Source organism: Streptomyces sp. NPDC006261, assembly GCF_040613515.1.
Lineage (GTDB): Bacteria > Actinomycetota > Actinomycetes > Streptomycetales > Streptomycetaceae > Streptomyces.
Window position 1 is genome coordinate 17,883 of sequence record NZ_JBEXSI010000046.1, and the last position, 26,950, is coordinate 44,832.

The following is a 26,950-nucleotide window of genomic DNA, read 5'->3' on the forward strand; positions in this document are numbered from 1 at the left end:
ATTCCGCTGACAGAACTGACACAACCCCCGCACCAGCCCGCTGACCTGCACAAAGAGCCATGATCACGGCTCTGACAAAACCTCCGAAAACTCTGACAGAACCTCCCCGCCCCCGGTTTCCGACACAGCCCACACCGGCCGTGCCGGCGCCGGGGGTGCTCTGACAGAACCCCCTGCCCGGAGGTTCTGTCAGAGTTTTTTGAGGTTTTGTCACGACGCTGGAAACCGGAGTATCCGCAGGTCATCGGGCTAGCGGCGAGGTTCTGTCAGTTCTGTCACGGATACCGGCCCAAGCCCCGAGGAAGGCACGTCGTGAGCACCGCAACAGACCTCGTTGACCCGACCCTCGTTCTCCTCACCGTCGAAGAAGCCGCACGGCGGCTCAGCGTCGGCCGGACCACCTGCTTCGCCCTGATCCGCTCGGGCGCACTGGAGTCGCTGACGGTCGGCAGTCTCCGCCGCGTCCCCGCCGACGCCCCGGCCGCGTACCTCGCCCGCCGCCGCGCCGAGCAGTACACCGCCTGAACCACTCCACATACACGGGACGCCACCTCACCTGGTGGCGTCCCGTGCTCACACACACCCCGAAGGAGTCCGCCCGTGGCGGAAGAGAAGAAGCGCACCCGGCAGCCCAACGGGCGCTCATCCATCTATCAGGGCAAGGACGGCAAGTGGCACGGCCGCGTCACGGTGGGGATTCGCGACGACGGCAAGCCGGACCGGCGCCATGTCGAACGCAAGACCCGAGCCGCCGTGACGGCCGCTGTGCGTGAGCTGGAGAAGCAGCGCGACAGCGGAGCCGTACGCAAGGCCGGGCGCGCCTGGACGGTAGAGGCGTGGCTGACGCATTGGGTGGAGACCATCGCACCGCTCGCTGTGAACGAGAACACCATGGTCGGGTACGGCGTCGCGGTCCGGAAGCACCTCATTCCTGCGCTGGGAGGGCACCGTCTGGACAAGCTTGGGCCTGAGCACATCGAGCGGTTCTACGGCCGGATGCAGACCGATGGCCGCCGTGCCGGGACGATCCACCAAATCCACCGCACCTTCCGGACGGCCCTGAACGAAGCGGTCCGCCGGGGGCACCTCACCCGTAACCCGGTGCAGCTCGCCAAGGCTCCGCGTCTGAACGACGAGGAGATCGAGCCGTACACCGTCGATGAGGTAAAGCGCCTCCTTGTGGCCGCCGACAAGGGGCGGAACTCGGCACGGTGGGCCGTGGCGCTCGCGCTGGGGCTTCGGCAGGGGGAAGCCCTGGGACTGAAGTGGGCAGACGTGGACACGGCGCGGGGCGTCCTGATGGTCCGGCGAAGCCGCCGGCGTCCGCGCTACGCCCACGGCTGCAGCGACCCGTGCGGGCGTAAGGCCGGGTACTGCCCCCAGCGCAAGCGCACCAACCCGGAGACGGCCGAAACCAAGTCGCGCGCCGGGCGCCGGGTGGTCGGTCTGCCCGCACAGCTCGCGGACTTGCTGACCACCCACCAGGTGAAGCAGGAAGCCGAACGCCTGGAGGCGGGTGACAAGTGGGCGGATGAGGGATGGCTGTTCGCCACCCCGGACGGACGGGGCACCTCGACCCGCACCGACTACGACGACTGGAAGGAGCTGTTGGCCGCCGCTGGGGTCAGGGACGGTCGTCTGCACGATGCCCGCCACACCGCCGCAACTGTTCTGCTGATCCTCGGTGTCTCCGAGCGTGCTGTCATGGGGCTCATGGGGTGGTCCACCACCGCTATGGCGGCGCGGTATCAGCACATGGTCGACACCGTGCGCACGGACGTGGCTCGGCAGGTCGACGGACTCATCTGGAAACCGGCAGGAGAGCGGCCGGACGACGATGACGACGGGGCCGCTGGGGTGCTCGTACCGGCCAACTGAGACGGAAACTGAGACGGAGGGTAAAGCGAAGGGTCCGGCTCATCGAGCCGGACCCTTCGTCTACCAGCGGTAGCGGTGGGATTTGAACCCACGGTGACGGGTTACGCCACACTCGCTTTCGAGGCGAGCTCCTTCGGCCGCTCGGACACGCTACCGAGAGAGAGCTTAGACCATCCCGGGGCGTGCACAGAAATCGGTTCTCGGAGGCGGGGCCGAGCCTGGTCAGAGTGTGCGGAAGAAGGCTGTCAGCTGGGTCGCGCAGTCGTCCTCCAGGACGCCCGCGATGACCTCCGGGCGGTGGTTGAGGCGACGGTCGCGGATGACATCCCAGAGGGAGCCGGCCGCGCCCGCCTTCTCGTCGCGGGCTCCGTGGACGACGCGGGCCACCCGGGACTGGACCAGGGCGCCCGCGCACATCGTGCAGGGCTCCAGGGTGACCACCAGCGTGCAGCCGGTCAGGCGCCACTCGCCGACCGCCTCGGCCGCCCGGCGCAGGGCCAGGATCTCGGCGTGCGCGGTCGGGTCGCCGGTGGCCTCACGCTCGTTGTGGGCGGCGGCCAGCTCGGTGCCGTCGGGACCGAGGACGACGGCGCCGACCGGGACGTCGCCGGCCGACGCCGCCCGCTCGGCCTCGGCCAGGGCGCGGCGCATCGGGGCCTGCCACGGATCGCGTACGGGGTCGTGGCCGGGCAGAGGTACGCGTACGGGATCCGGGGTGGGCCGGGGGGAAGGGTTCGGCGGTCGTGCGGTCACCCGCGGACCTTAACGGACGGGGGAGGGGCAGAAGCGGGCCAGGGCCGGAGCCGGAGCGTGCGCGGCCCGGCCCCCGGGAGGGCGTCCGGCGATCAGGGCGCCGGACAGCCGCTAGCGGACCGCCTCCAGGACCTCGGCCGCTCCCAGCGCGTCGGCGATCTCCGTCAGCGCGTCGGTTCGCAGCGTCAGCAGGTCCTTCTCGGAGACACCGAAGTCGGCGAGGATGCCCAGCTCGCCGATCGGGCCCGCCGGTACGGCATCGGGGTCGGAGCCCGTATCCGCGTCCGGGTCGGGGGTGGCGGTCCGGTCGGTGGTTGCGGATGCGGCGGTCGTTGCGGAGGAGGAAGCGGGCCGGGCCGGGCCGTCCGGTTCGCCGTCCTCCGTGCCGTCGAGGTCGACGAGCTCTTCGAGCGCGGCGATCTCGTCCCCGGCCCCTGGTTCGCGGCCGAGCAGCTCGTCGGTGAGCAGGATCTCCCCGTACGAGGAGCGGGCGGCGGCGGACGCGTCCGAGACGTAGATACGGGGGTCCTCCTCACCGTCCACCCGGAGGATGCCGAACCAGGCGTCCTCCTGCTCGATGTAGACCAGGACCGTGTCCTCGTCCACCGAGACCTCCTGCGCCAGATCCGTCAGGTCGGACAGGGTCTCCACATCGTCGAGCTCTGTATCGCTCGCTTCCCACCCGTCTTCGGTGCGCGCGAGCAGTGCGGCGAAGTACACCGTGACTCTCCCACTGGTCATAGGTGAATCGGTCCGACGGGAGGGCAGACGGCGATCCGTCTGCTCTGAGCCCCGCCCAATCGGCATCGTGGCAGAAACAAGCGCCGAGCGAGGCCTCTTCGGCCGTTGCGTCGGCCATCAGTTCCAGGAGTGCCTGGTCGGCCCTCTCCCTGACGCAACCGATGGGGGACCCGATCAGCGGGGGAGTGCGCCGGTGGTACGGGACGGCTTCACCAGCGGAACGTGCGCATCCGCATCTGCTGGCGCATACGGGCGGCACGGGCCCGCCGCGGCTGCACCCGGTCCCGCAGCTGCTTGGCCTCATGGAGCTCACGGAGGAACTGGGCGCGCCGCCGGCGCCGGGCCGCGTCACTCTCCTGAGCGTCCGTCACGTCACCCGTCGTGCCCCGCGGCTCGCGCGCGTCGCTCACTCCGCGTGAGCCCGGGTTCCGCTGCTGTTCCCCGTCCGCCATCGACACATCACCCCAACGCTGGGTCCGTATGCCCCCACCTTCCCCCCGAACAGGTGGTTGATGCCAGCGCAGAGTGCCGGAAGGCGCGGTTACTGTTGACGCATGCGGATCCACGTCGTCGACCACCCGCTGGTGGCGCACAAACTGACCACGCTGCGCGACAAGCGCACCGACTCCCCGACCTTCCGGCGCCTCGCCGACGAGCTGGTGACCCTTCTCGCCTACGAGGCCACCCGGGATGTGCGCACCGAGCAGGTCGACATCGAGACCCCGGTGACGCCCACGACGGGCGTCAAGCTCTCGCACCCCCGGCCCCTCGTCGTCCCGATCCTGCGCGCCGGCCTCGGCATGCTGGACGGCATGGTGCGGCTGCTGCCCACCGCCGAAGTGGGCTTCCTCGGCATGATCCGCAACGAGGAGACGCTCCAGGCGGAGACGTACGCGACCCGGATGCCCGAGGACCTCTCCGGCCGCCAGGTCTACGTCCTCGACCCGATGCTGGCCACCGGCGGCACGCTCGTCGCGGCCATCCGCGAGCTGATCAAGCGCGGTGCCGACGACGTCACCGCCGTCGTCCTCCTCGCGGCGCCCGAGGGCGTCGAGGTGATGGAGCGCGAGCTGGCGGGTGCCCCCGTCACCGTCGTCACCGCCTCCGTCGACGAGCGGCTCAACGAGCACGGCTACATCGTGCCGGGCCTCGGCGACGCCGGTGACCGGATGTACGGGACCGCGGAGTAGCCACCAGGCACGAGAAGAACAGACCGGCGCCCCTCCCGCGTGAGCTTGTTCTACGTCGCGGGAGGGGCACCGGTGCGTCTGAGCGTGCCTGCGTGTCTTCGTGCCTGTGCGTGCCTGTGCGTGCCTGTGCGTGTCTGCGTGTGCTGCTCAGCCGCTCTTCGACGTCGAGCAGGACGCCGACGGCGCCGGGGACGGCTTCGTGAGGGCCGTCATGGCGGCCGTGGCCTCCGCCGGGGTGCTGAACGCCTTGAACTTCGCGCCGAGGATCAGGTCGACCTCCGCCGTCTTGCGGCCGTCGGTCTTCTGCACCGTGCCCGGCAGCTGCGTGCCCAGCACGGTGAAGCTGCCGTCCGCCGCGGTCGGGGCGCCGAGCAGCACACCGGCGCCCGGGACCTTCTTGTCGTACGCCTCCGGGGCGTTGCCCACCTCGCCGACGGCGAACCCGCGCTTCTTCAGCTCGGCCGCGGCGGCCTTGGCGAGCCCGCTGCGGGTCGTCGCGTTGTAGACGTTGACCTTGATCCCGGCCGGCTTCGGCAGCGCCTTGGCGGGGGCCGCGGGCTTCGGCGTGGGGCAGTCCCGCTGGTGGCCGACGGCGCTCGCGCTCTTGTCACCGCCCGTGAAGACGTCGATGAGCTGCAGTGTTCCCCAGCCGGCCAGGCCGAGGGCCACCACGGCCGAGACGCCCGCGAGGACGATCCTGCGGCGGTGCCGGGGGCGGCGCATGCGGGGGTAGGTGTCGCCCGTGATGCGGTACTTTCCGCCCATGCCGGGGGGAGTGAGCATGCTCATGGAGGCAGCGTAGTGCGACCCGGTGATGCTGCGTACTAAATGATCAACGTATGGCACCCGGATGAGCGCGAAAGCACCCGAAAGGCCCGAATTCGCGTGCGGCCGTTACGGCAGCTGTTATGAGGGTGATACGTGCGGACGCGCGCGGGGCGGCGGCGTCAGCCCAGGTCGAGGACGCGTGCGTGCAGCACCTGCCGCTGCTGGAGCGCGGCGCGGACCGCTCGGTGCAGCCCGTCCTCGAGGTACAGGTCGCCCTGCCACTTCACGACGTGGGCGAAGAGGTCGCCGTAGAACGTGGAGTCCTCGGCGAGGAGGGTCTCCAGGTCGAGCTGGCCCTTGGTGGTCACGAGCTGGTCCAGGCGAACCGGACGCGGCGCGACATCCGCCCACTGTCGGGTGCTTTCCCGGCCGTGGTCGGGGTATGGCTTCCCATTTCCGATGCGCTTGAAGATCACACGGAAAGCCTACCGGGCAAGGGGCGCCGGGCGCAGCCAGGGAACCTCACTGCGGTGGCCTGTGAAACGTTGTAGAGCGCCGCATAGCGCTGGATACCGGGACAGGTTTCCCCCGTACGGGTGGGCCACGCGCAGGTGCTGATGCAGGCCGCAGGCTACGAGGCGCTGAAGCCGTCTCGTAGCCTGCGGCGTGCTGAGTGCGCTGTACCGGTGGCAGCGGGGCTGTTACTCCGTGACCTCGTGGCCGTGGCCGTCGTGCAGGCCGCCGCCGCTGCCCGGCGTGCCGGTGCTGGGGGCCGGGGTGACCGGACGGGTCAGCGAACGCAGGTCGTGGGCGTACGTGCCGACCGCGTTGGCGATCACATCGATGTTGAGGTCGAAGTGCCGCATGCTGATGTTGCTCAGGTCGTCGCAGGCCGCGTGGTAGCACGGGTCGTACGCGGCGCCCGCCTCCCCGCCGTAGGTCCGGGCCTGGGCCGCCGTCTTGATGCCCTCGGCGCCCGTGAACGTACCGCCGGAGGGGATGCCCACCTCGATGAACGGGCCGTAGTCCGAGCGGCCGGTGAAGTCCGTGCCCTCGTGCTGCTTGCCCTTGCCGTCGAGGAACTGGTTGATGTCGCGTTCCAGCTGGGCCGAGCCCTCCGGGCCGGGGCCCGCGCCGACGCCGTCGGAGTCGTCTCCGTCGTAGACGAACTGGACGCCGTTGGGCGAGGCGATCATGTCGAAGTTCAGGTAGAGCTTGATCTGTTGGCGCTGCTGCTCGGGGAGCCCGGCGACGTACGCTTCCGAGCCGAGCAGGCCGTTCTCCTCGGCCGACCACCAGGCGAAGCGGACCTTGTTGGCGGGCTTGCTCTTCGACTCGGCCAGCTCCAGGGCCACTTCGAGCAGTCCGGCCGAGCCCGAGCCGTTGTCGTTGATGCCGGGACCCTCGGTGACGGAGTCGAGGTGGGCACCGAGCACCACGGTGTTCGCCGCATTGCCGCCGCGCGTCTCCGCTATGACGTTGCGGGTGGTGCGCTCCTCCTGGAGCTGCCGGACCTCGAAGGAGACCGTCACCTCGCCGCCGGCCAGGTCGGCGGCGAGCTGCTCGCCGTCCTCCTGGCTGACCCCGCCGGTCGGGATCTTGCCCGCCCCGGCCTCGCCGAGCGTGCCGGAGAGAAGGCCCTCGGTGTTGTTGTAGATGACCGCGCCGGCCGCGCCGGCCGCCGCTGCCGCCGCCTGCTTGTCGGCGAAGGTGCAGCCGCCGCGCTTGATGAGCGCGATCTTGCCGGTGAAGTTCGCGGAGGCGTAGTCGGACGCCTCGCAGCCCGAGGTGTCGTCGACGGGGACGCCGACGAGTCCGGCCGTCAGACCGCCGACCTTGGTCGACGGGGTGTACGTCATCGCCTTGATCGTCACATCGCGGGGCGTGGGCGACACCACCGCGAGCTTTTCGGCCAGGGTCTCCGTGTAGGGGAACCGGAAGGTCTCGTAGGAGACCTGGTACCCGGCGCGCTGGAGCTGACGGTAGACGTACGCCGCCGAGGCGTCGTGGCCGAGCGATCCCGCCGCGCGGTGACCGCCGGCCGAGTCGGCTATCGCCTGGAACTGCTGGAGATGGCGGTAGGCGTCACGTGCGGACGCGTTCTTCACCAGCTCCCGGGACAGCTTGACCGCCTCCTTCGAGGGGCCTGACCCGTGCGAAGACCCGTGGTGCGGGGCTGCGCCCAGGAGGAGCGGCGTGGCCAGAGCGGTGGCGGCCACAACTGCCATGGCTCTGCGACGTGTTGCGTGCACAAGAGTCCTTCCGGTGGAAACGTGACGGAGGTGCGGACGAACGTGCTGCGAAAGCTGTTGCGAAAGCTAGCGAGTGGGGTGGCCCCTGGGAACAGCACTGGCCGATTTTGATCGTTTCCGCCGGGTGTTCTGTCCGACTGTGTGCCGGACTGTGCATTCCGGTCACCCCTGGGACGAGCCCTTGGCCGCCTTGGCCGATGTGGCTGAGTTCGCCGGCTTCTCCGCTTCGGCTGCTTTGGCTGCCTTGGCCGCCGCCTTGGCCTCCTGTTTGTACGCGCGTACCTCCGCGAGCGACTTTGGCCCGGTGATGTCGGCGACCGACCGCCGCGACCCTTCCTCCCCGTACGCCCCTGCCGCGGTGCGCCACCCCGTGGGACGTACGCCGAACTGCTTACCGAGCAGCGCCAGGAAGATCCGGGCCTTCTGGGTGCCGAAACCCGGCAGGTCGTTGAGCCGCCGCAGCAGCTCCTCCCCGGTGCCCGCGTCCCGCCACACCGCGCTCGCGTCCCCCTCGTACTCCGCCACGAGGTACTGGCACAGCTGCTGGACCCGCTGGGCCATGGAGCCGGGGTAGCGGTGGAGGGCCGGTTTGGTGGTGAAGAGGGCGGTGAAGGCCTCGGGGTCGTAGGCGGCGATCTCCGCCGCGTCGAGGTCGTCCGAACCCATCCGCTCCGCCAGCGTGTACGGGCCGGTGAACGCCCACTCCATGGGGACCTGTTGGTCCAGCAGCATGCCGACGAGGGCGGCCAGGGGGCTGCGGGCGAGGAGCTCGTCCGCGGCCGGCTGCTGGGCGATCCGCAGGGCGCTGTCCTTGCCGCTGTCACTCTTGGTCATACATCCGATGATCGCGAGGGCGAGCGCCCACGGCGACTCCAGCCGCGCTGATGGGTCCGTCTGGCCGCGTCCGGCCCTGCCTGACCCCGCTGCGTCCTGTCGGCTGCTGCTTCGGCTTCCACCGAAGGGGGATGCGCGAGCGTGCTCGTGATGTCGCCGTACGTGTTCGTGTGCGGGCGCTACGGGATCAGCCGGTCCGCCCGCATGCGCAGGTAGCGGGCCTCGGGTTCGCTCAGGGTGCCGTCGGCGGCCGCGCGATAGGCGGCCCGGGCGGCGTCCGACTCCCCGGCTCGCTCCAGGAGATGGGCGCGTACGGCATCGAGGCGGTAGTGCCGCCCCTCCCGCGCCCCCGCCAGCGCGTCGACCTCCACCAGCCCCGCCCGGGGCCCGTGCACCATGGCCACCGCGACCGCCCGACCCAGAGCGGCGGCGGGGTCCGGGGTGCGGTGCATGAGGAGCTCGTACAGGGCGAGGATCTGCGGCCAGTCGGTGTCCTCGGCACGAGCGGCCTCGCCGTGCAGCGCGGCGATGGCGGCCTGGAGCTGGTAGTCGCCCGCCGGGCCCTGGGCGAGCGCCTCCTCGGCCAGCGCGGTGCCTTCCGCGATGGCCGTACGGTCCCAGAGGGACCGGTCCTGTTCGTCGAGGGGGATCAGCTCACCGTCGGGCCCGGTGCGCGCCGGGGTGCGCGCCTCGGTGAGGACCATGAGCGCCAGCAGCCCGGTCACGCGCCCTTCGCGCGGGAGGAGCCGGCGTACGGCACGGGTCAGGCGGATCGCCTCGCGCGCCAGGTCGGTGCGGTGGAGATCGGGGCCGGCGGTGGCGGTGTACCCCTCGTTGAAGATCAGGTAGAGGACCTGGAGAACGGCCGCGAGCCGCCGGTCCCGGTCCTCCGGCTCCGGCCGCCGGAACTCCGCCCCTCGCACCGCCCGCTTGGTCCGGCTGATCCGCTGCGCCATCGTCGCCTCCTCCACGAGGTGGGCGCGGGCGATCTCCGCCGTGGTGAGCCCGCCGACCGCGCGGAGGGTGAGGGCGATCTGGGCGGCGGGGGAGAGGGCGGGGTGGCAGCAGAGGAAGAGGAGGGTGAGGGTGTCGTCCTCGGAGGGCGCGCGGCCCTCGAGCCCGGAGGGGCCTTCCCCGGGCGGCGGGGCGACGAACGCGTCCGCCGGAGTGAGGGCGGCCACGGTCTCCTCGCGCCGCCGACGGGCCTCGTCGCTGCGGAGCCGGTCGGTGAGGCGGCGGGAGGCGACCCGGATCAGCCAGCCGCGCGGATTCTCCGGCACTCCGTCCTCGGGCCACTGCGCGGCGGCCGCGATCAGGGCCTCCTGGACGGCGTCCTCGGCCGGGTCGAAGTGCCCGTAACGGCGAACGAGCGCGCCGAGGACCTGCGGCGCGTGCAGGCGCAGCAGGTCCTCGATGTCGTCGTCGGTCGTACGGTCCGCCTTCAGCGGTTGCTCCTCGTCGAACTAGTCGGTCCCGCCGCCGATGGTCCGGATGAGCACCGGGTACTCGGGCGCCCCGGCCGGCTGCGGACAGCGTGCCACGCGGGCGGCGATCTCGGTCACCCTCTCCAGGCTCTCGCATTCGAGGACCCAGAACCCGGCGAGCAGCTCCTTCGTCTCGCTGTACGGCCCGTCCGACACCACCGGCCGCCCCTCGGCGTCGACGCTCACGGCCCGCCCCTGCGCGGGCTCCGTGAGCCCGTACCCGGTCACCAGCTCGCCCGACTCGGCGAGGTCGTCGTTGATGCTGCCCATGTAGGCGAACATCTCCTGCATGGCCTTCTCGTCCCAGGCCGGACTGTCGGGGGACCCCTTGCCGGCCTGCGCCTCGTAGTCCGTCTGGCTGCCCTGGACCATCACCAGATACTTCATGACCGTCGCCTCCTGGCGGTAGCTCTTCGTTTCTCGGTTCTCCGCTTACACAGGGGACGTCGGGGCCGGTCCGGGGTTCTCGACACGACGCGCGGTTCTTTTCGGGATTCACCCGCCAGCGTCGGGATTCACCCGCTGGAGGGGTCGGAACGGGCCGTTCAGTAAAGTTCGGCAGCGTTGCGTCCACCCGCCTCCTCCGCAGCTGAACGAGGTCCCGACCGTGTCTGCCACCCCTCCCGCTCCTCCCGCGCACCCCGTCTCCGTCGTGGGGATCGGCGCGGACGGCTGGTGCGGGCTGTCCGGCGGGGCGCGGGAGGCGCTGACGGAGGCGGAGGTGCTGATCGGCGGGGCGCGCCAGCTGGACCTGCTCCCGCCGGAGTGCGCGGGCGTACGGGTGGCGTGGCCGTCACCGCTGCGCCCCGCCGTACCCCGGCTGCTGGCCGAGCACCGGGAGCGCCGGATCGCGGTGCTGGCGAGCGGAGACCCGATGTTCTACGGGATCGGGCGCGCGCTGGCGGAGGAGCTGGGCCCGGAGCGCCTGCACGTCCTCCCGCACCCGTCCTCGGTCTCGTACGCCTGCGCGCGCCTCGGCTGGCCGCTGGAGGACACGGAGGTCGTGACGCTGGTGGGCCGTCCGGCGTCCCGCCTGGCCGTATCCCTCCACGAGGGCCGGAGGCTGCTGGCCCTGAGCGCGGACGCGGCCACGCCCGCGGCGGTGGCGGCCCTGCTCACGGCCCACGGCTTCGGCCCGAGCCGCATGCGCGTCCTGGAACAGCTGGGCAGCGAGGCGGAGGCGTACGTGGACGGCGTCGCGGAGACGTGGACGCACGCCCCGGGGGACCGCCTGAACGTCATCGCGATCGACTGCCGGGCGTCGGCGGACGCGCTGCGACTCGGCGCCGTACCGGGCCTGCCGGACGAGGCGTACGAACACGACGGCCAGCTCACCAAGCGCCACATCAGGGCCGCCACGCTCGGGGCCCTGGCGCCCGCGCCCGGAGAACTGCTGTGGGACGTGGGCGGCGGATCGGGCTCGATCGCGATCGAGTGGATGCGCACGCACCCCGACTGCCGGGCGGTGAGCGTCGAGCGGGACCCGGCGCGGGCCGAGCGGATCACCCGTAACGCGGAACGCCTGGGGGTACCCGCCCTGAAGGTCGTCACGGGCCCGGCCCCTTCGTCCCTGGCCGAACTGGAGCTGCCCGACGCCGTGTTCATCGGCGGCGGCCTGACGGCACCGGGCCTGCTGGACGCGTGCTGGGAGGCGCTGAGGCCCGGGGGCCGGCTGGTCGCGAACACGGTGACGCTGGAGTCGGAGGCGCTGCTGGGCGAGTGGTACCGGACGTACGGCGGCGAGCTGACCCGGCTCGCGGTCGCGCACGCGGTCCCGGTGGGCGGGTTCACGGGCTGGCGCCAGGTGATGCCGGTGACGCAGTGGTCGGTACGCAGATCCTCAGCCCCAGTCCCAGTCCCAGTCCCAGTCCCAGGAGATCGAACATGACGGTGTACTTCATCGGCGCGGGCCCCGGCGCGGCCGACCTGATCACGGTGCGCGGCGCGCGACTGCTCGCCGCCAGCCCGGTCTGCCTGTACGCGGGCAGCCTGGTCCCGGTCGAGCTGCTGGCCGAGTGCCCGGAGGGCGCCCGTCTGATCGACACGGCGAACCTGGACATCGAGCAGATCACCGCGGAGCTCGTACGGGCCCACGCGGACGGCCATGACGTGGCGCGGCTGCACTCGGGGGACCCCTCGGTGTTCAGCGCGGTGAACGAGCAGATGAAGCGCCTGGACGAGGCGGGAGTTCCGTACGAAGTCGTCCCCGGCGTACCCGCGTTCGCGGCGGCGGCCGCGGCCCTGAAGCGCGAGCTGACGGTCCCGACGGTCGGCCAGACGGTGATCCTGACCCGCATCGCCCAGCGCGCGACCGCCATGCCGGAGGGCGAGGACCTGGCCACCCTGGGCCGCAGCGGCGCCCTGATCGTGCTGCACCTGGCGGCCCGCTACGTGGACCGGGTGGTGGAGGAGCTGACCCCGCACTACGGGGCGGACTGCCCGGCGGCGGTGGTGGCGATGGCGTCCCGCCCGGACGAGATCATCCTGCGCGGGCCGTTGGGCTCGATCGCGGAGCAGGTGAAGGCGGCCGGGGTGATCAGGACGGCGGTCATCATGGTGGGGCGGACACTGGGGGCGGAGCAGTTCCGGGACAGCCACTTGTATGCGGTGGGGCGGGACCGGGGCGCCTGCTGACGTGCGGAGGCCGGAGCTCTGAGGGGGCGATCCGGAAGGGCTGGCACGCCCTCTGATTCGGTGGCCGCTTCGGGCCCTTGGCCCGCACCGCCGAACGTACGGGAGACTGGACGACCCAGGCTGACGAGGACGACATGGGCCCAGGGACGCACCGCAGGATGAGCCGCGACGAGGCCTTGCTTCTCGTGCAGCGTCTGCTGAACGCCGACGACGTCGGGGAAGCCGAGGGTGACGAGCTCCTGGAAGCCTTGGAACGCGGACTCGCATGCCCCCACGTAGGTGACTACATCTACTGGGATACCGGCCCCGAACCGACCGCTGAACGGATCGTCGACCGAGCGCTGGCCTACAAAGCGATCGCACTCTGACTCGGCAGTCCGGTAGAAGTTTCCCTGCTTCGCCAAGGCACCAGGCTGTGCTCCGCTCCGCCGGGCACGCTTTCCCGGCTCCGGCCGCGCCCCCGCTCCTGCCTCCGGCCCGCTCGGCGCTGCCGCCGCCGACGCGCGCCCGCTGTCCAGGCCCAAGGGCATGAGTCGAGAACGAAGCCCGCGGCTTCAAGAGGATGCCTCCGGCGGGGGCGCTCAGGCTCCGGGATGGGGAGGGCCGCCGTTCGCGAGTGCCGACCGGGGCGTGGCGAGCGTCGTGGGGGCTGCCAGAGCCGAGCGGTCGTGGTTCAGGTGGGAGCTTGAGGTCTGTGCGGAGGGAGCACCGCCTCCCGTCCTGCCTGACGCGCCTGCCGTTCCTCCGTACGTTGCGCCTCTCGTCACCTGTGAGGGACCCGGGAACGAGCATGTCTTCCGGGCCTGTGGCGGGGAGACCGTATGTCCCGAGTGCCAGCAGGCCGCCGGCTGGGCGCGGTGGGCCGAGCGCCGGGCCGCCGATCCGGGGATCGATCTCGCTGAAGACGCCGCGAAGGCCGTGGAGGCCGGGCGGGATCCGGACGGGATCCGGGCGGGTGGCGGTCTCGGCTCGCCACTGCTGCCGCAGCCGGGGGCGTTGCCGGGCAGTAGTTGCGGGGGCGGGGCGGTGTTTCTCAGGCCGTGACGCCCAGTTCTGCGCAGGTGCGCTGGATGAACTCGCGCCTGACATCCAGGCTTTCCTGGATGGGGAGGGTTTGAGGGGCCACCGACGCGCCGGTCATTATTCTACATAGGTGCTGTCATATGAGGAGTTGACCCCGCCGGAGCGCGAACTGTGGGACGCCTTCCCCGAGGGGCGTCGCGTTGATCTGCGTACCGGTGCGGCGGAGGCGGACGTTCCGGCTGCGGATGCTCGGTGGGGGACCGAACGTACCGTTCGTGCCTCCGTCGTGGCGACGCTGCTGCTCGGTGTGGACGACGGCGATCGGTCCGGCACGGTGGCCGCCCTGCGACTCGTGGGGGCGCGCATCAGCGGCCGTCTCGACCTGTCCGGGGCGGAGATCTCGTACACGTTCTCCCTGGAGGGCTGTCGGCTGGACGAGCCGCTGCGGTTGTACGGCGCTACGACCCGGACGATCGTGATCACGGACAGCTGGGTTCCTGGGGTCGACGCCGAACTCGCCCGCATCGGGGGCGATCTGGACCTGCGGCGGTCGACGGTTGCGGGCGGCGCTCTCACCCTCATCAACGCCCGTATGGCCGGGAATCTGGTGGTCTCGGATGCCGAGGTCTCGGGTCCGGACGAGTGGGCGGTACTAGCCGGCGGCCTGGTCCTGGAAGGCAGCGTCTTCGGCGAGCGGCTCGTCACACGGGGCGGACTGCGGGTGCCCGGCGCCCAGCTGCTCAACGGTCTGTTTCTACAAGGCGCACGGCTGGAGAACCCCGGAGGCGTCGCCCTTGCCGCAGGCGCCGTGGTCGCTTCGTCCGTGAACTGCTCGCAGGGGTTCACCGCACAGGGGGAGGTACGGCTGCGAAGGACCCGCATAGAAGGTCTGCTGACCTTCGAAGGCGCGCATCTGAACGGCGACGGCACCGCCCTGGACTGCGCATCGATGTCCGTGGGGGACTTCGACCACCGGCTCGCGGCGCCGCCCTCAGGGCTGGTGGACCTCCGGTCCGCACAGACCGCCTGGTTCCGGGACGGCGAGCAGAGCTGGCCCGAGAAGGTGCTCCTCGACGGGTTCACCTACGGGGCCATCCGGTCCGCGGGCCCGTCATCCGCGTCAGGCGAATGCGACGGTGGGGCGCGCGCGAGTGACGAGGTGGCCCGTCGGCTGGGCTGGGTCCTGCGGAATCCTGGCTATGCCCCACAGCCGTACGAGCAACTCGCCGGCTGGTACCGGCAGGTCGGCCATGACGACGAAGCCCGCCGCGTGCTGCTGGCCAAGCAGCGTCACCGGCGTCTGACCCTTCCCCTGCCGGCGCGCGTGTGGGGGCACCTTCTCGATGTGACCGTGGGTTACGGCTACCGGCCCTGGATGGCCGGTGTATGGCTCCTCGCGCTGACCTTGCTGGGCACGCTGGCCTTCAGTACGCACACCCCGAGCGCGGTCAAGGAAGGCGAAGGCAGTCCGTTCCAGCCGTTCGTCTACACCCTCGACCTCTTGGTTCCCATCGGTGATCTGGGGCAGCGCGCCGGGTGGTACTGGTCGGACGACGGCGTCCAGTGGCTGGCCTATCTGCTGATCGCCGTCGGCTGGGTGCTGACCACCGCCATCCTCGCCGGTGTCACCCGCACTCTGCAGAAGAGCTAGGGGGTAGGAGGGGAAGTCCACCTATCCCCGTCCCACGACCACCCCCGCCCGGTCGATGCAGATCACGTCCACCTCCACCGGGGCGCCGCGCAGGACGGACAGCGCCTCGTCGCGGGCGCGGGACGCCACCAGGTCGCCCAGGCGCACGCCCGCCGCCTCGCTCAGCCTCAGGGCCTCCAGGCCCGTGTTGGCTGTGGCGATCCGGGACGCCAACTCCTCGGAAGCGCCGCCCTGCCGGGCCAGGTCCGCCAGGAACGGCTTGTCCACCTGGGAGCGGGCCGAGTGGAGGTCCAGGTGGCCGGCTGCCAGCTTGGAGAGCTTCGCGAAGCCTCCGCAGATCGTGAGGCGGGCGATCGGGTGACGGCGTACGTACTTCAGGACCGCGCCCGCGAAGTCGCCCATGTCCAGGAGGGCTATGTCCGGCAGGCCGTACTCCGCGGCGACCGTCTTCTCCGAGGTCGAGCCCGTGCAGCCCGCCACGTGCGTCAGGCCTGCCGCTCTTGCCACGTCCACTCCCCGGCGGATCGAGTCGATCCAGGCCGAGCAGGAATACGGGACGACCACCCCCGTCGTGCCCAGGATCGACAGGCCGCCCAGGATGCCGAGGCGGCCGTTCCACGTCGAGCGGGCGATCTCCTCCCCGTGGTCCACCGAGACCGTCACCTCCACGTCCCCCGGCTCCCCGTGCTCCGCCGCCACCCGCTCCACGTGCTCGCGCATCAACCGGCGCGGCACCGGGTTCACCGCCGGTTGGCCCACGTCCAGGGGCAGGCCGGGGAGCGTCACCGTGCCCACGCCCGGGCCCGCCCGGAACACCACTCCGGAGCCCGGCGGCAGCCTCCGTACCGTCGCCCTCACCAGCGCCCCGTGCGTCACGTCCGGGTCGTCCCCCGCGTCCTTCACCACCCCGGCGCTCGCCTGCCCGGGCCCCAGCTCCTCCACCGCCAGCGCGAACGCCGGTGTCTGGCCCCTCGGCAGCCTGATGCTCACCGGGTCCGGGAAGTCGCCGGTCAGCAGTGCCGTGTACGCGGCCGTCGTCGCCGCCGTCGCACACGCACCGGTCGTCCAGCCGGGGCGCAGACCCGTGTGTTTGAGTTGGGCACTGCGACCGCCCCGCGCCTCAGCGTTCACGAGAAGCCGTCCATGAGAAGAGTCCGTTCCGATGCCTGTGGCTGTACCTGTGCATGTGCTTGTTCTGGGGGGTACCACCGAGGCCCGTCGGCTGGCCGAGAGCCTCGTCGGTGACCCGCGCGTGCGCGTCACCACCTCGCTCGCCGGGCGCGTGGCCGCTCCCCGGCTGCCGCCCGGTGACGTGCGCGTCGGTGGGTTCGGAGGGGCCGACGGGCTCGCCGACTGGATCCGTGCACAGGGTGTGGACGCCCTCGTCGATGCCACCCACCCCTTCGCCGCCACCATGAGCCGCAACGCGGCCCTGGCCGCCGCGCAGGCCCATGTTCCTCTGCTCGCCCTCCGCCGGCCCGGCTGGGTCGCCCAGGACGGCGACCGCTGGCACTTTGCCGCGTCGCTCGCCGAGGCCGCCGAACTGCTGCCCACGCTGGGGGAGCGGGTCTTCCTCACCACCGGACGGATGGGGCTCGCCGCCTTTGCCGAGCTCAACTCCCTGTGGTTTCTCGTGCGGTCCGTCGACGCGCCGGAGCCGCCCTGCCCGGCACGGATGGAAGTCCTGCTCGACCGGGGGCCGTTCGCTCGTGAAGGTGAGCGCGAGCTCATCCGGCGCCATCGCCTCGATGTCCTCGTCACCAAGGACAGCGGGGGAGAGGCCACCGCCCCCAAGCTCACCGCCGCCCGCGAGGCCGGGATTCCCGTCGTCGTGGTGCGGCGGCCACCGGTTCCCGAGGGAGTGCCGGTGGCCGCTACGCCCGAGGCGGCCGTGGAGTGGGTCGTACGGGAGCTCTACGCGGATGGCTCCGGAACCTCCGGGTAGCGGCGCGGTGTCCACACGATGGACTCGCCCGTCCCGTCCCGCCGCACCCAGCGCGTCTGCGACGAGCCCACGATCAGCAGCGTCCGCATGTCCACCTCCGCCGGGTCGACATCGGCCAGCCGTACCGTACGTACGGACTCCGTCGGGCCGCCCACATCCCGGGCCAGCACCACCGGGGTGTCCGGCGAGCGATGCTCCAGGAGCAGGTCGCGGGCCTTGCCGACCTGCCACGTACGGGACTTGGAGCCCGGGTTGTACAACGCCAGCACCAGGTCCGCCGAGGCCGCCGCGCGCAGGCGTTCCGCGATGACCTCCCACGGCTTGAGGCGGTCCGAGAGGGAGATCGTGGCGTAGTCGTGGCCCAGCGGTGCGCCGGCGCGCGCCGCCGCCGCGTTGGCCGCGGTGACCCCGGGCAGGACCCGTACGGGAATGTCCGCGTACTCCTCCTGCGAGGCCGCCTCCAGCACCGCCGTCGCCATCGCGAAGATCCCGGGGTCGCCGCCCGAGACCACGGCGACGCGGCGTCCCCGGCGGGCCAGGTCCAGCGCGAACTCCGCCCGCTCCGACTCCACCTTGTTGTCCGAGCCGTGCCGCGCCTGGCCGGGACGGACCGGGACCCGGTCCAGGTAGGTCGTGTAGCCGACCAGGGCGTCGGCCGCCGCCAGGGCCCCGCGCGTCTGTGGCGTCAGCCACAGCGGGCCCGCCGGGCCGGTGCCGACGACGACCACTTCGCCGACCGCCACCCCCGAAGGCCTGACCGCGTCCACACGGCTCGGCAGCACCGCCACCGAGAAGTACGGCACCGACGCCGGGTCGATGTCCGCGAGGTCGCCCGTGCGCTCCCCGGCCATCGTCGCCCGCTCCACGTACCGTGCCTCGGGCAGCCGCCCCGAGGCCTCGAACGCCCCGCGCACCGCCGGGAACGTCCGTCCCAGCTTCATCACCACCGCCGTGTCCGTGGCGGCGAGACGGGCCGTCAGCTCCTCCTCCGGGAGTGTGCCGGGCAGGATGGTGAGGATCTCCTCGCCCTCGACGAGAGGGGTGCCGAGGCGGGCCGCCGCCGCGCTGACGGACGTCACGCCGGGGATGACCTCGGTCGTGTACCGGTCGGCCAGCCGCTTGTGCATGTGCATGTACGAGCCGTAGAACATCGGGTCGCCCTCGGCGAGGACCGCGACCGTCCGGCCCGCGTCCAGGTGTGCCGCCAGGCGGGCCGCGGCCTTCTCGTAGAACTCCTCCAGTGCGCCCCGGTAGCCGCTCGGGTGGTCCGTGGTCTCCGTCGTGACGGGGTAGACCAGGGGCTCCTCGATGTGGTCGGGGCGCAGGTGCGAAGCGGCGATGGACCGGGCGATCGAGCGGCCGTGGCGGGCGCTGTGGTACGCGATGACGTCGGCCTCGCCGATGACCTGGACGGCCCGCAGCGTCATCAGGTTCGGGTCGCCGGGGCCGAGCCCGACGCCGTACAGCCTGCCGCCGCCCTTGCTGATGTCCGTCACTGGAGAAGTCACTACTCTTCCTCGCTGGCTATGGCGTTGAGGGCAGCCGCAGCTATCGCGCTGCCGCCCCGCCGGCCCCGCACGATCAGGTGCTCCAGGCCCGACACGTGCTCCGCCAGGGCCTCCTTCGACTCCATCGCGCCGACGAAGCCGACCGGGACGCCGATGACGGCGGCGGGGCGCGGGGCGCCCTCCTCGATCATCTCCAGCAGCCGGAACAGGGCCGTCGGGGCGTTGCCCACCGCCACCACCGCCCCCTCCATCCGGTCCCGCCACAGCTCCAGAGCCGCCGCGCTGCGGGTCGTGCCCATCTTCGCGGCCAGCTCGGGCACGGACGGGTCCGACAGCGTGCACACCACGTCGTTGTTCGCGGGCAGCCGCTTGCGGGTGACCCCGCTGGCCACCATCGCCACATCGCAGAGGATCGGCGCGCCGGAACGCAGTGCCGCGCGGGCGTCGGCCACGGCGTTCGGCGAGAAGGCGAGGTCCGTCACGAGGTCGACCATGCCGCAGGCGTGGATCATCCTGACGGCGACCTGGCTCACGTCGGCGGGCAGCCCGGCCAGATCCGCCTCCGCGCGGATGGTGGCGAAGGACTGGCGGTAGATCGCCGGTCCGTCCTTCTCGTACTGGTGCACAGTGCTGTCGCTTTCTTCTGCCGTGAGCTCATCAAGGAAGGGTGTTCAGGCGCGGGCCGCGGCCACCGCCGCCGCGAGTGCCGCCGGGTCGTTGCGCACGGCCCTTGGGGGGTCCCGGCGCTCTCCCCGTACGTGGGAGATCCGGTGTCCGTCCGGCGTGACGACCACGTCGATCCACTCCCCGTGAGGGTGGCCGCAGCGGCGTTCGCACCCGGACCAGTACACAGGTAGCCGCCCGGGCCGTCCGACAGCGGCCCCCGCTTCGGCCCGTACGTCGGACAGCGACTTCGCGCAGCCGGGGTGGCCGATGCAGGCGCCTACGCCGGTCCAGGGGGAGTCGGGGGCGGTGATCAGGCCGGACGCGGACAGCGCGCGGAGTGCCTCCGCAGCCTCGTCCCGGCCGGCTCCGAAGGGGATGACGATCCCGCGCCACGGGGTGAGCCGCAGCTCGCCGCCGTACCGCCTGGCTGTCCCCGTGAGCAGCCGCCACTGGGTGGAGGTGAGCCGCCCCAGGGGCACGTCGGTGCTCAGCGCGGTCGCGGTCGTGGAGCCGTGCGGTCCGGGGGCCGGGGGCGTCGCCGTACGCGGGCGGGGGCGGTGGAGCGCCGGGCCCGCCGCCGAGCCGATGGTGCGGATCAGCGCTGCCCGTACGTCGCCGGGCAGGTCCTTCACGCGCCACGCGCCCGAGTCCCGGGCCGCGCGCAGGAACTCCTCGGCGGCCAGCAGCGCCGCGCGCGGGGCATGGGCGACCGGGACCCGGAACACCTCGTCGGTCGCCCCGATCCGCAGCAGCGCAGCCCCCGGGGGCCCGTCCGCGATCAGCGTCACGTCCGCTCCCAGCGCGTCCACATCACCCCGCCCCGCGTCCAGGGCGAAGAGGAAGCGGCCGGACAGGGTGGCGGCGGCCGCCGAAGCGCACACCAGCTCGTCCAGCCCGGTCAGCCAGCGCCCGAGCGACGGCGAACCGTCCAGGCCCGCCAGCGGCGAGGCCACGATGTTGCGGGCCCGTTCGTGTGCTGCGGAGGGCAGGAGGCCCGCGGCCGTGAGCAGGCCGGCCAGCTCGCCGCCGCACTCCGTACCGAGGCCGCGCAGCTGTACGTTGCCCCGCGAGGTGAGATGCAGCTCACCGTCCCCGAACCGGGCGGCCGCCGCCAGCAGCGCCTCCGCCTGATCCGCGCTCAGCACGCCGCCGGGAATCCGTACCCGGGCCAGTGACCCGTCGTCCGCCCGGTGCAGCCGCAGCGTTCCCGGGCAGGCGTCGCCACCGGTGCGGGGGGAGACGCCGCCCGCGGAAAGGGGCGAGGGGGCGGAGTCGGGCATGGCGGCGAGCATACCGACCGGGCCGGTCCCACCGTCGGTGTGCGCCTGTGACCTGCGGGACAGGCCCCGCCTCGTAAGTGACACGCGGGCCTGGCAGTGATCACCGCCGCACCCCCGCCCCCTGCCCCGCTCCCACCCCCGCCGCTTAGGATGCAGGCGGTGGTCCGTTCAGGCCGCCATCGCCAGACGGCGACAGGGGAGGAAGCCCGGTGAGATTCCGGCGCGGTCCCGCCACTGTGAGCACGGCCGCCACCACCGGCCGGGCGAGTCAGGAACTCCCTTCCCCGAGCACCCGGTTCTCCGAGCCGGGCGCAGCGCCCGGTTCTCTGAGCCGGATGCGGGGAGACCCCTCCGACACCGCCCGGGGCGTGGACACCCCGAGGAAGGCCTGACGCAGCATGATCCTGCTCCTGTCGACGTCCGACACCGACCTCCTGAGCGCCCGAGCGTCCGAGGGACCGGTCAGCTACCGGTACGCCAACCCCTCCCGCGTCGACCTCGACGGCCTCCCGCAACTGCTGGACGGCGTCGACCTCGTCGTCGTCCGTCTCCTCGGCGGTGTACGCGCGTGGCAGGAGGGGCTCGACGCGGTGCTGGCCACCGGGCGGCCGGTCGTCGTCCTGACCGGTGAGCAGGCCCCCGACGCGCAGCTGATGGCCGCCTCCACCGTGCCGATCGGGATCGCGGCCGAGGCGCACGCCTACCTCGCGCACGGCGGGCCCGCCAACCTGGAGCAGCTGGGGCGGTTCCTGTCCGACACCGTGCTGCTGACCGGCCACGGCTTCGAGCCGCCCGCCCCGGCCCCCGCGTGGGGCCCGCTGGAGCGGGTGGCCCGGGAGGTGCCCGAGGGTGCGCCGACGGTCGCCGTCCTCTACTACCGCGCCCACCACATGAGCGGGAACACCGCGTTCATCGACGCGCTGTGCACGGCGGTCGAGGACGCGGGGGCCCGCCCGCTCCCGCTGTACGTGGCGTCCCTCCGTGCGCCCGAGCCGGAGCTGATCGACGCGCTCCGCGCCGCCGACGCCATCGTGACCACCGTCCTCGCGGCGGGCGGGACCCGGCCTGCCGAGGCCTCCGCCGGCGGCGACGACGAGTCGTGGGACGCGGGCGCGCTGACCGGGCTCGACGTTCCGATCCTCCAGGCGCTCTGCCTCACCAGCCCGCGCGCCGCGTGGGAGGAGAACGACGAGGGCGTCTCCCCGCTGGACGCGGCCACCCAGATCGCGGTGCCGGAGTTCGACGGCCGGCTGATCACGGTCCCGTTCTCGTTCAAGGAGATCGACGAGGACGGGCTGCCCGCGTACGTCGCCGACGCCGAGCGTGCGGCCCGGGTCGCCGGGATCGCCGTACGGCACGCCAAACTGCGGAGCATTCCGAACGCGGAGAAGCGCATCGCCCTCGTGCTCTCCGCGTACCCGACCAAGCACTCCCGGATCGGGAACGCCGTCGGTCTCGACACGCCTGCCAGTGCCGTGGCCCTGCTGCGGCGGCTGCGCGCCGAGGGGTACGACTTCGGGCCCGAGGCCGACATCCCGGGGCTGGTCTCCGGCGACGGCGACGAGCTGATCTACGCGCTGATCGAGGCGGGCGGCCACGACCAGGAGTGGCTGACCGACGAGCAGTTGGCCAGGAACCCGGTCCGTATCCCGGCCGCCGACTACCGCCGCTGGTTCGCCACGCTCCCGGAGGAGCTGCGCCTCGCGGTGGAGCGGCACTGGGGGCCGGCGCCGGGTGAGATGTTCGTGGACCGGTCCGCCAACCCGGAGGGCGACATCGTCCTCGCGGCCCTGCGGCGCGGCAACCTCCTCATCCTCATCCAGCCGCCGCGCGGCTTCGGCGAGAACCCGATCGCCATCTACCACGACCCCGATCTCCCTCCCTCCCACCACTACTTGGCCGCCTACCGCTGGATCGCCGCCTCCGCCGACGACAACGGCTTCGGCGCCGACGCGATGATCCACCTCGGCAAGCACGGGAACCTGGAGTGGCTGCCGGGCAAGAACGCGGGCCTGTCGGCCGCCTGCGGCCCGGACGCCGCCCTGGGCGATCTCCCGCTCATCTACCCGTTCCTCGTGAACGACCCGGGCGAGGGCACGCAGGCCAAGCGGCGCGTCCACGCCACGCTGATCGACCACCTCGTGCCGCCGATGGCCCGCGCCGACAGCTACGGCGACATCGCGCGGCTCGAGCAACTCCTCGACGAGCACGCCCAGATCGCCGCGATGGACCCGGCCAAGCTGCCGGCCATCCGGGCGCAGATCTGGACGCTCATCCAGGCCGCGAAGCTCGACCACGACCTCGGCCTGGAGGACCGGCCGGAGGACGAGGGCTTCGACGACTTCATCATGCATCTCGACGGATGGCTCTGCGAGATCAAGGACGTCCAGATCCGCGACGGGCTGCACGTGCTCGGCAACCCGCCGGCCGGGAACGACCGGGTCAACCTCGTCCTCGCCGTGCTGCGCGCCCGCCAGATCTGGGGCGGTACGGCATCGCTGCCGGGGCTCCGCGAGGCGCTCGGGCTCGACGAGTCGGCCGCCACCCGCACCGCCGCCGACGAGATCGAGGAGCAGGCCCGCGCGCTCGTCCAGGCGATGGACGACGCGGACTGGGACCCGGCGGCAGTAGCAGGGGTCGCCGGGGGCCTTCCCGAGGCCGTGGCGGACATCCTCGTCTTCGCCGCCACCGAGGTGGTCCCGCGGATGGCGGCGACGACCGACGAACTCACCCACGCCGTACACGCGTTGAACGGCGGCTTCGTCCCCGCAGGCCCGTCGGGCTCCCCGCTCCGCGGCCTGGTCAACGTGCTCCCCACCGGCCGCAACTTCTACTCGGTCGACCCGAAGGCCGTCCCCTCCAAGCTCGCCTGGGAGACCGGCCAGGCCCTCGCCGACTCGCTCCTCACCCGCTACCGCACCGACAACGGCGACTGGCCCACCTCGGTCGGCCTCTCCCTCTGGGGCACCAGCGCGATGCGCACGGCGGGCGACGACATCGCCGAAGCCTTCGCGCTGCTGGGCATCCGGCCCGTCTGGGACGACGCCTCGCGCCGCGTGACCGGCCTGGAGCCCATTCCGTACGAGGAGTTGGGCCGCCCCCGTATCGACGTCACGCTCCGCATCTCGGGCTTCTTCCGGGACGCGTTCCCGCACACGATCGGGCTGCTCGACGACGCCGTACGCCTGGCCGCCTCGCTCGACGAGCCCGCCGAGCAGAACTACGTACGGGCCCACTCCCAGGCCGACCTGGCCGAGCACGGCGACGAGCGGCGGGCCACGACCAGGATCTTCGGCTCCCGCCCCGGCACGTACGGCGCGGGCCTCCTCCAGCTCATCGACTCCCGTGACTGGCGCACCGACGCCGACCTCGCCGAGGTCTACACGGTCTGGGGCGGTTACGCCTACGGCCGCGAGCTCGACGGCCGCCCGGCCCGCGAGGAGATGGAGAGCGCCTACAAGCGCATCGAGGTCGCCGCCAAGAACACCGACACCCGCGAGCACGACATCGCGGACTCCGACGACTACTTCCAGTACCACGGCGGCATGGTCGCCACCGTGCGCGCGCTCAAGGGCAAGGCCCCGGAGGCCTACATCGGGGACTCCACCCGCCCCGAGACCGTCCGCACGCGCACGCTCGTCGAGGAGACCTCCCGCGTCTTCCGCGCCCGGGTCGTCAACCCGAAGTGGATCGAGGCGATGCGCCGCCACGGCTACAAGGGCGCGTTCGAGCTGGCGGCCACGGTCGACTACCTCTTCGGGTACGACGCCACGACCGGAGTCGTCGCCGACTGGATGTACGACAAGCTCACCGAGACGTACGTCCTGGACCCGGAGAACCGCCAGTTCCTCCAGGAGGCCAATCCCTGGGCCCTGCACGGCATCGCGGAACGCCTGCTGGAGGCCGAGTCGCGCGGCATGTGGGCCAAGCCGGACCCTGCGGTCCTCGAAGCGCTGCGCCAGGTCTACCTGGAGACCGAGGGCAATCTGGAGGGTGAGGACTGACCCCACCTTCATCTTCCGGCCCTCGTCGTCGCCGTGGTCATGGAGGACGTGCCCGCCTTCCTCACGGGAGGCGGGGCCCTGGTCGTCCTGCTCCTCGTCACCGTCCGGCACGGTGAGCGGCGAGGAGGGCACCGCCTGCCTGGACGCGGACGTCATGGGGCAGGTCGTGGGCCGACGGGCCGCTGACGACCCGCGCGAAGCCGGGTGATCAGTTGCCCAGCCTGGTGCATGAGGGCTGACTCCCGGTCGCCTTCACTCGCCTTCACTCGCCTTCACGGTGAACGGCCGAGCCACACCTCCGGCCCCGGGAAGGGAGTCCCGGGGCCGGAGGCGAGTCACTGAGCGGACAATCCGCCCTGTGGAAGCGAGGTCAGTTGGCGTTCACCAGGTGGTGCGCCGGTACCTTCACCGTACGAGCGCCCTTCTTGCCGCCGAGGACGACCTTCCGCAGAGCGCTGTTGTTGGTGTAGTCGGTCTCCTTGAGCTGGTTCTCCGGGTTGGCGAGGACCTGGATGTAGTACGTGCCGTTCGGCAGGTTGGTGATGTCGAAGGACTGGCCGGGCAGATCCTGGGTGTAGGTGTCACCGGAGCCGACGTCGAGCACCTCGCGGACGGAGATCGAGTTCTCCTGGCCGCACGCGGTGGACAGGTCGGTGTTGTCCGGGTGCCAGTTGGCGTTCTTCACCGTGTAGTCGACGGCGTCGGTGTTGGCGAGGCAGAAGGCCTCCTTGCCGCTGCGCACGGTCTCCTTCTTGTCGGCCTTCAGCAGCCGGTAGCTGGCGAAGTCCGTGAAGTGCCAGTGCTCGTGGCCGGGGCGCGGGTCCCACTCCATGGTGCCGGTCGGGGTGTAGCCGACCTGCTTGCCCTTGGCGTCGTAGAAGTACTGGTAGGCGTCCATCAGCTTCTTGCCCGGGGAGCGGAAGCCGTCGACGACGAGCCTGGCCGGGCCCGCGTTCCACACGTTGGCGCTGAAGGCGAGGTAGTCCTTGCCGGGCACGTCCTCGTAGCCGTCGCTGACGGTGATGCCGTACGCGGGCAGCGAGCGCAGGTCGGGCTTGGGCACGTTGGGCACGGTCGCCTTGCCGGTGGGCCGCTTGGCGTTGGGCTGCACCCCGGGCGCCTGCCGCGACCCGTCGGTCTGCCCGGCCCGGTCACCGACACGAGCGGCGGAGAACCCCTGCGCCGCGGAGGCGCCCTTCCCGGCCTGCTTCTCGGCGGCCTGCTTCTTGAGCGCCCAGGGGAGGGCGGGCGGCGCCGGCGGGTAGGGCCCGTGACCGACGTTGAACGTGGCCCCGGCACCGGTCGTCGCGGCGGCGGGGGCGTCGGTGCGGGCGGGCGCGCCGTGCCCGGCGTGGCCGGAGGGGGCCGGGGCGGCTGCGGCACCGTGCCCGGCGTGGGCGTCGTGCGCGGACCTGGAGGCGTCCTTAGAGGCGGCGGCGGCGTCGGCAGACGAAGCGGACACACCACCACCGCTTTCACTGCCTTCCTCGCCCTCCCCCTCCCAACTCCGCTCGCGAACGACGACCTTGACACTCTGCGGCTTGTTCGCGATCCCGAAGAGGTCGCGGTACTTCTTGGTCACGGAGACCTTGGCGGTGTACGTGCCGACGGGCAGCTGGACCGGCTCGGAGTAGTACCCGGCGTAGGTGTTGGCCGCCCACCCGTTCTCCACGCCCCAGACGGAGCCGAGGGTGAAGGGGTTGACGGGACAGCTCTGCGGATACTTCGAGTTGGCGGGGGCGTCGGGCCGCACCCGCCCGGAGGCGTTGTTGGGACAGAAGCTCTCGGTCTTCTTCAGCACCGTCTTCCCCGCCGCGTCGACGACGCTGACCTGCATGAAGCCCGGCAGCCCGGAGAAGTCCTTCACCAGCCCCGCGGGAAGCGCTTTGGTCCGCGTCTTCTTCCCGTCCCGGATGATCTGCGAGGCGACGACCGGATCCTTGTAGGACTTACGGGTCACCTTGAACTCGAACGCGCCGTTCTCGGAGGTGAGGTAGGTCCCGAGATCGAGATAGACCCCGGGATCCTCCTTCCACGAGTCGAGCGTCACCGACTTGGAGGCGGCGATCAGGCTGAGCTTCGGCCCTGCCGCAGTCGTCTTCGCGTCGGGCGCGGCGGCGACGACCCCCGCCGTCACGGCGACGGCCGCGGCGATGGCGATCGAGGGGCGGGTGAGGCGGCTGGTGCGGCCCTGCTGGGATCTGGTCATCATTCCTCGTACTTCCGGCTTTCCGAGTGCGTGCTGGGACGCGGACGAACAGCACGGCCCCGACTCGCCTGTGGCGACGCTGTGTCCGGTCTGTGAGAGGGGGTGCGTGGTGCCTGGGGTTGTCTGGGGT

Annotated in this window: 23 protein-coding genes, 1 tRNA gene, 1 pseudogene and 1 riboswitch; of the genes and pseudogenes, 10 read left to right on the forward strand and 15 right to left on the reverse strand. The window is 71.9% G+C overall.

Translation table 11 applies throughout. The features are described from left to right. Positions 1-312 precede the first annotated feature (312 nt). Entirely contained in the window at positions 313-525 is a 213-nt protein-coding gene (locus ABZ154_RS26055; protein WP_073875408.1) for an excisionase family DNA-binding protein, read from the forward strand. 75 nt (positions 526-600) lie between these two features. Next, positions 601-1,878, forward strand: coding sequence for a site-specific integrase (locus ABZ154_RS26060; protein ID WP_356836490.1), 1,278 nt, complete (start codon positions 601-603; stop codon positions 1,876-1,878). Positions 1,879-1,945: 67 nt separating this feature from the next. On the opposite strand, the gene ABZ154_RS26065 is transcribed toward ABZ154_RS26060, so the two are convergent. The 4 genes from ABZ154_RS26065 to ABZ154_RS26080 form a co-directional block, all read right to left on the reverse strand. Further along, a tRNA-Ser gene (locus ABZ154_RS26065) sits at positions 1,946-2,033 on the reverse strand. Positions 2,034-2,100: 67 nt separating this feature from the next. Next, positions 2,101-2,529, reverse strand: a complete 429-nt coding sequence (gene tadA / locus ABZ154_RS26070) for a tRNA adenosine(34) deaminase TadA (RefSeq protein WP_356836540.1) — start codon at positions 2,527-2,529, stop codon at positions 2,101-2,103. A 213-nt stretch (positions 2,530-2,742) separates the two neighbouring features. After that, complete coding sequence (locus ABZ154_RS26075) at positions 2,743-3,351, reverse strand: hypothetical protein (protein WP_356836542.1); 609 nt, start codon at positions 3,349-3,351, stop codon at positions 2,743-2,745. Between the two features lie 230 nt (positions 3,352-3,581). Continuing rightward, positions 3,582-3,824, reverse strand: coding sequence for a hypothetical protein (locus tag ABZ154_RS26080; protein WP_356836492.1), 243 nt, complete (start codon positions 3,822-3,824; stop codon positions 3,582-3,584). 102 nt (positions 3,825-3,926) lie between these two features. Here ABZ154_RS26080 and upp point away from each other — a divergent pair, with 102 nt between their 5' ends. After that, on the forward strand, positions 3,927-4,562 hold the full coding sequence (upp, locus tag ABZ154_RS26085; RefSeq protein WP_326704646.1) for a uracil phosphoribosyltransferase: 636 nt from the start codon (positions 3,927-3,929) through the stop codon (positions 4,560-4,562). A gap of 147 nt (positions 4,563-4,709) precedes the next feature. Here the strand turns inward: upp and ABZ154_RS26090 are convergent, their stop codons facing one another. The 6 genes from ABZ154_RS26090 to ABZ154_RS26115 all read right to left on the reverse strand — a co-directional run bounded on the left by ABZ154_RS26090 (position 4,710) and on the right by ABZ154_RS26115 (position 10,287). Continuing rightward, positions 4,710-5,327: a LytR C-terminal domain-containing protein gene (locus ABZ154_RS26090; protein WP_356836544.1), complete on the reverse strand. Its 618-nt coding sequence runs from the start codon at positions 5,325-5,327 to the stop codon at positions 4,710-4,712. Between the two features lie 182 nt (positions 5,328-5,509). Continuing rightward, positions 5,510-5,806 carry a type II toxin-antitoxin system VapB family antitoxin gene (locus tag ABZ154_RS26095; protein ID WP_003967677.1) on the reverse strand — a complete coding sequence of 99 codons (297 nt, stop codon included), beginning with the start codon at positions 5,804-5,806 and terminating at the stop codon, positions 5,510-5,512. Between the two features lie 225 nt (positions 5,807-6,031). Then, the gene (locus ABZ154_RS26100) at positions 6,032-7,558 is read right to left on the reverse strand and encodes a M28 family metallopeptidase (protein ID WP_356836494.1); all 1,527 of its coding nucleotides are present in this window, start codon (positions 7,556-7,558) and stop codon (positions 6,032-6,034) included. 186 nt (positions 7,559-7,744) lie between these two features. Continuing rightward, a complete protein-coding gene (locus ABZ154_RS26105) occupies positions 7,745-8,416 on the reverse strand; it encodes an HhH-GPD-type base excision DNA repair protein (RefSeq protein ID WP_356836496.1) in 672 nt (223 codons plus the stop codon). Between the two features lie 179 nt (positions 8,417-8,595). Beyond that, complete coding sequence (locus tag ABZ154_RS26110; protein ID WP_356836546.1) at positions 8,596-9,861, reverse strand: DUF6596 domain-containing protein; 1,266 nt, start codon at positions 9,859-9,861, stop codon at positions 8,596-8,598. An 18-nt stretch (positions 9,862-9,879) separates the two neighbouring features. Continuing rightward, on the reverse strand, positions 9,880-10,287 hold the full coding sequence (locus tag ABZ154_RS26115) for a YciI family protein (protein WP_356836498.1): 408 nt from the start codon (positions 10,285-10,287) through the stop codon (positions 9,880-9,882). A gap of 220 nt (positions 10,288-10,507) precedes the next feature. On the opposite strand from ABZ154_RS26115, the gene cbiE reads away from it, so the two are divergent. From cbiE to ABZ154_RS26140, 5 genes and pseudogenes are all read left to right on the forward strand, one after another. After that, positions 10,508-11,788 carry a precorrin-6y C5,15-methyltransferase (decarboxylating) subunit CbiE gene (gene cbiE / locus ABZ154_RS26120; protein ID WP_356836500.1) on the forward strand — a complete coding sequence of 427 codons (1,281 nt, stop codon included), beginning with the start codon at positions 10,508-10,510 and terminating at the stop codon, positions 11,786-11,788. Beyond that, on the forward strand, positions 11,785-12,534 hold the full coding sequence (gene cobM / locus ABZ154_RS26125) for a precorrin-4 C(11)-methyltransferase (RefSeq protein ID WP_356836502.1): 750 nt from the start codon (positions 11,785-11,787) through the stop codon (positions 12,532-12,534). Before cbiE ends, cobM begins: the two co-directional genes overlap by 4 nt. Before the next feature lie 158 nt (positions 12,535-12,692). Continuing rightward, positions 12,693-12,902 (forward strand): e9imm peptide, encoded by a 210-nt coding sequence (locus ABZ154_RS26130; RefSeq protein ID WP_356836504.1) that lies wholly within the window; start codon positions 12,693-12,695, stop codon positions 12,900-12,902. A gap of 364 nt (positions 12,903-13,266) precedes the next feature. Next, positions 13,267-13,544: pseudogene (locus ABZ154_RS26135) on the forward strand (hypothetical protein); the annotation flags it as partial. A gap of 143 nt (positions 13,545-13,687) precedes the next feature. Then, positions 13,688-15,208: an oxidoreductase gene (locus tag ABZ154_RS26140; protein ID WP_356836506.1), complete on the forward strand. Its 1,521-nt coding sequence runs from the start codon at positions 13,688-13,690 to the stop codon at positions 15,206-15,208. Positions 15,209-15,229: 21 nt separating this feature from the next. On the opposite strand, the gene ABZ154_RS26145 is transcribed toward ABZ154_RS26140, so the two are convergent. Then, a complete protein-coding gene (locus tag ABZ154_RS26145) occupies positions 15,230-16,339 on the reverse strand; it encodes a cobalt-precorrin-5B (C(1))-methyltransferase (protein ID WP_356836508.1) in 1,110 nt (369 codons plus the stop codon). A 31-nt stretch (positions 16,340-16,370) separates the two neighbouring features. Here ABZ154_RS26145 and ABZ154_RS26150 point away from each other — a divergent pair, with 31 nt between their 5' ends. Further along, the gene (locus ABZ154_RS26150) at positions 16,371-17,153 is read left to right on the forward strand and encodes a cobalt-precorrin-6A reductase (RefSeq protein ID WP_356836509.1); all 783 of its coding nucleotides are present in this window, start codon (positions 16,371-16,373) and stop codon (positions 17,151-17,153) included. Here ABZ154_RS26150 and ABZ154_RS26155 read toward each other — a convergent pair. From ABZ154_RS26155 to ABZ154_RS26165, 3 genes are read right to left on the reverse strand one after another with little or no spacing between them, the layout of a single operon-like run. After that, a complete protein-coding gene (locus ABZ154_RS26155; RefSeq protein ID WP_356836548.1) occupies positions 17,123-18,649 on the reverse strand; it encodes a precorrin-2 C(20)-methyltransferase in 1,527 nt (508 codons plus the stop codon). The genes ABZ154_RS26150 and ABZ154_RS26155 overlap by 31 nt on opposite strands. An 11-nt stretch (positions 18,650-18,660) precedes the next feature. Continuing rightward, positions 18,661-19,287, reverse strand: coding sequence for a precorrin-8X methylmutase (locus ABZ154_RS26160; RefSeq protein WP_356836511.1), 627 nt, complete (start codon positions 19,285-19,287; stop codon positions 18,661-18,663). 45 nt (positions 19,288-19,332) lie between these two features. Continuing rightward, positions 19,333-20,619 carry a cobalamin biosynthesis protein CobG gene (locus tag ABZ154_RS26165; protein WP_356836513.1) on the reverse strand — a complete coding sequence of 429 codons (1,287 nt, stop codon included), beginning with the start codon at positions 20,617-20,619 and terminating at the stop codon, positions 19,333-19,335. A gap of 186 nt (positions 20,620-20,805) precedes the next feature. Next, a riboswitch (cobalamin riboswitch) is annotated at positions 20,806-20,885 on the forward strand. Between the two features lie 120 nt (positions 20,886-21,005). Between ABZ154_RS26165 and cobN the strand changes: the two genes are divergently transcribed. Next, positions 21,006-24,611, forward strand: coding sequence for a cobaltochelatase subunit CobN (gene cobN / locus ABZ154_RS26170; RefSeq protein WP_356836515.1), 3,606 nt, complete (start codon positions 21,006-21,008; stop codon positions 24,609-24,611). A gap of 370 nt (positions 24,612-24,981) precedes the next feature. Here the strand turns inward: cobN and ABZ154_RS26175 are convergent, their stop codons facing one another. Next, positions 24,982-26,823, reverse strand: a complete 1,842-nt coding sequence (locus tag ABZ154_RS26175) for a lysyl oxidase family protein (protein ID WP_356836517.1) — start codon at positions 26,821-26,823, stop codon at positions 24,982-24,984. Positions 26,824-26,950 lie beyond the last annotated feature (127 nt).

Coding starts and splice junctions, on each gene's coding strand:
- ABZ154_RS26105 (WP_356836496.1), bottom strand. CDS start 8,416: ATGACCAAGAGTGACAGCGGCAAGGACAGCGCCCTGCGGATCGCCCAG.
- cobN (WP_356836515.1), top strand. CDS start 21,006: ATGATCCTGCTCCTGTCGACGTCCGACACCGACCTCCTGAGCGCCCGA.
- ABZ154_RS26090 (WP_356836544.1), bottom strand. CDS start 5,327: ATGGGCGGAAAGTACCGCATCACGGGCGACACCTACCCCCGCATGCGC.
- ABZ154_RS26080 (WP_356836492.1), bottom strand. CDS start 3,824: ATGGCGGACGGGGAACAGCAGCGGAACCCGGGCTCACGCGGAGTGAGC.
- ABZ154_RS26100 (WP_356836494.1), bottom strand. CDS start 7,558: ATGGCAGTTGTGGCCGCCACCGCTCTGGCCACGCCGCTCCTCCTGGGC.
- cobM (WP_356836502.1), top strand. CDS start 11,785: ATGACGGTGTACTTCATCGGCGCGGGCCCCGGCGCGGCCGACCTGATC.
- ABZ154_RS26175 (WP_356836517.1), bottom strand. CDS start 26,823: ATGATGACCAGATCCCAGCAGGGCCGCACCAGCCGCCTCACCCGCCCC.
- ABZ154_RS26115 (WP_356836498.1), bottom strand. CDS start 10,287: ATGAAGTATCTGGTGATGGTCCAGGGCAGCCAGACGGACTACGAGGCG.
- ABZ154_RS26165 (WP_356836513.1), bottom strand. CDS start 20,619: ATGCTCGCCGCCATGCCCGACTCCGCCCCCTCGCCCCTTTCCGCGGGC.
- tadA (WP_356836540.1), bottom strand. CDS start 2,529: ATGCGCCGCGCCCTGGCCGAGGCCGAGCGGGCGGCGTCGGCCGGCGAC.
- upp (WP_326704646.1), top strand. CDS start 3,927: ATGCGGATCCACGTCGTCGACCACCCGCTGGTGGCGCACAAACTGACC.
- ABZ154_RS26130 (WP_356836504.1), top strand. CDS start 12,693: ATGAGCCGCGACGAGGCCTTGCTTCTCGTGCAGCGTCTGCTGAACGCC.
- ABZ154_RS26150 (WP_356836509.1), top strand. CDS start 16,371: ATGCCTGTGGCTGTACCTGTGCATGTGCTTGTTCTGGGGGGTACCACC.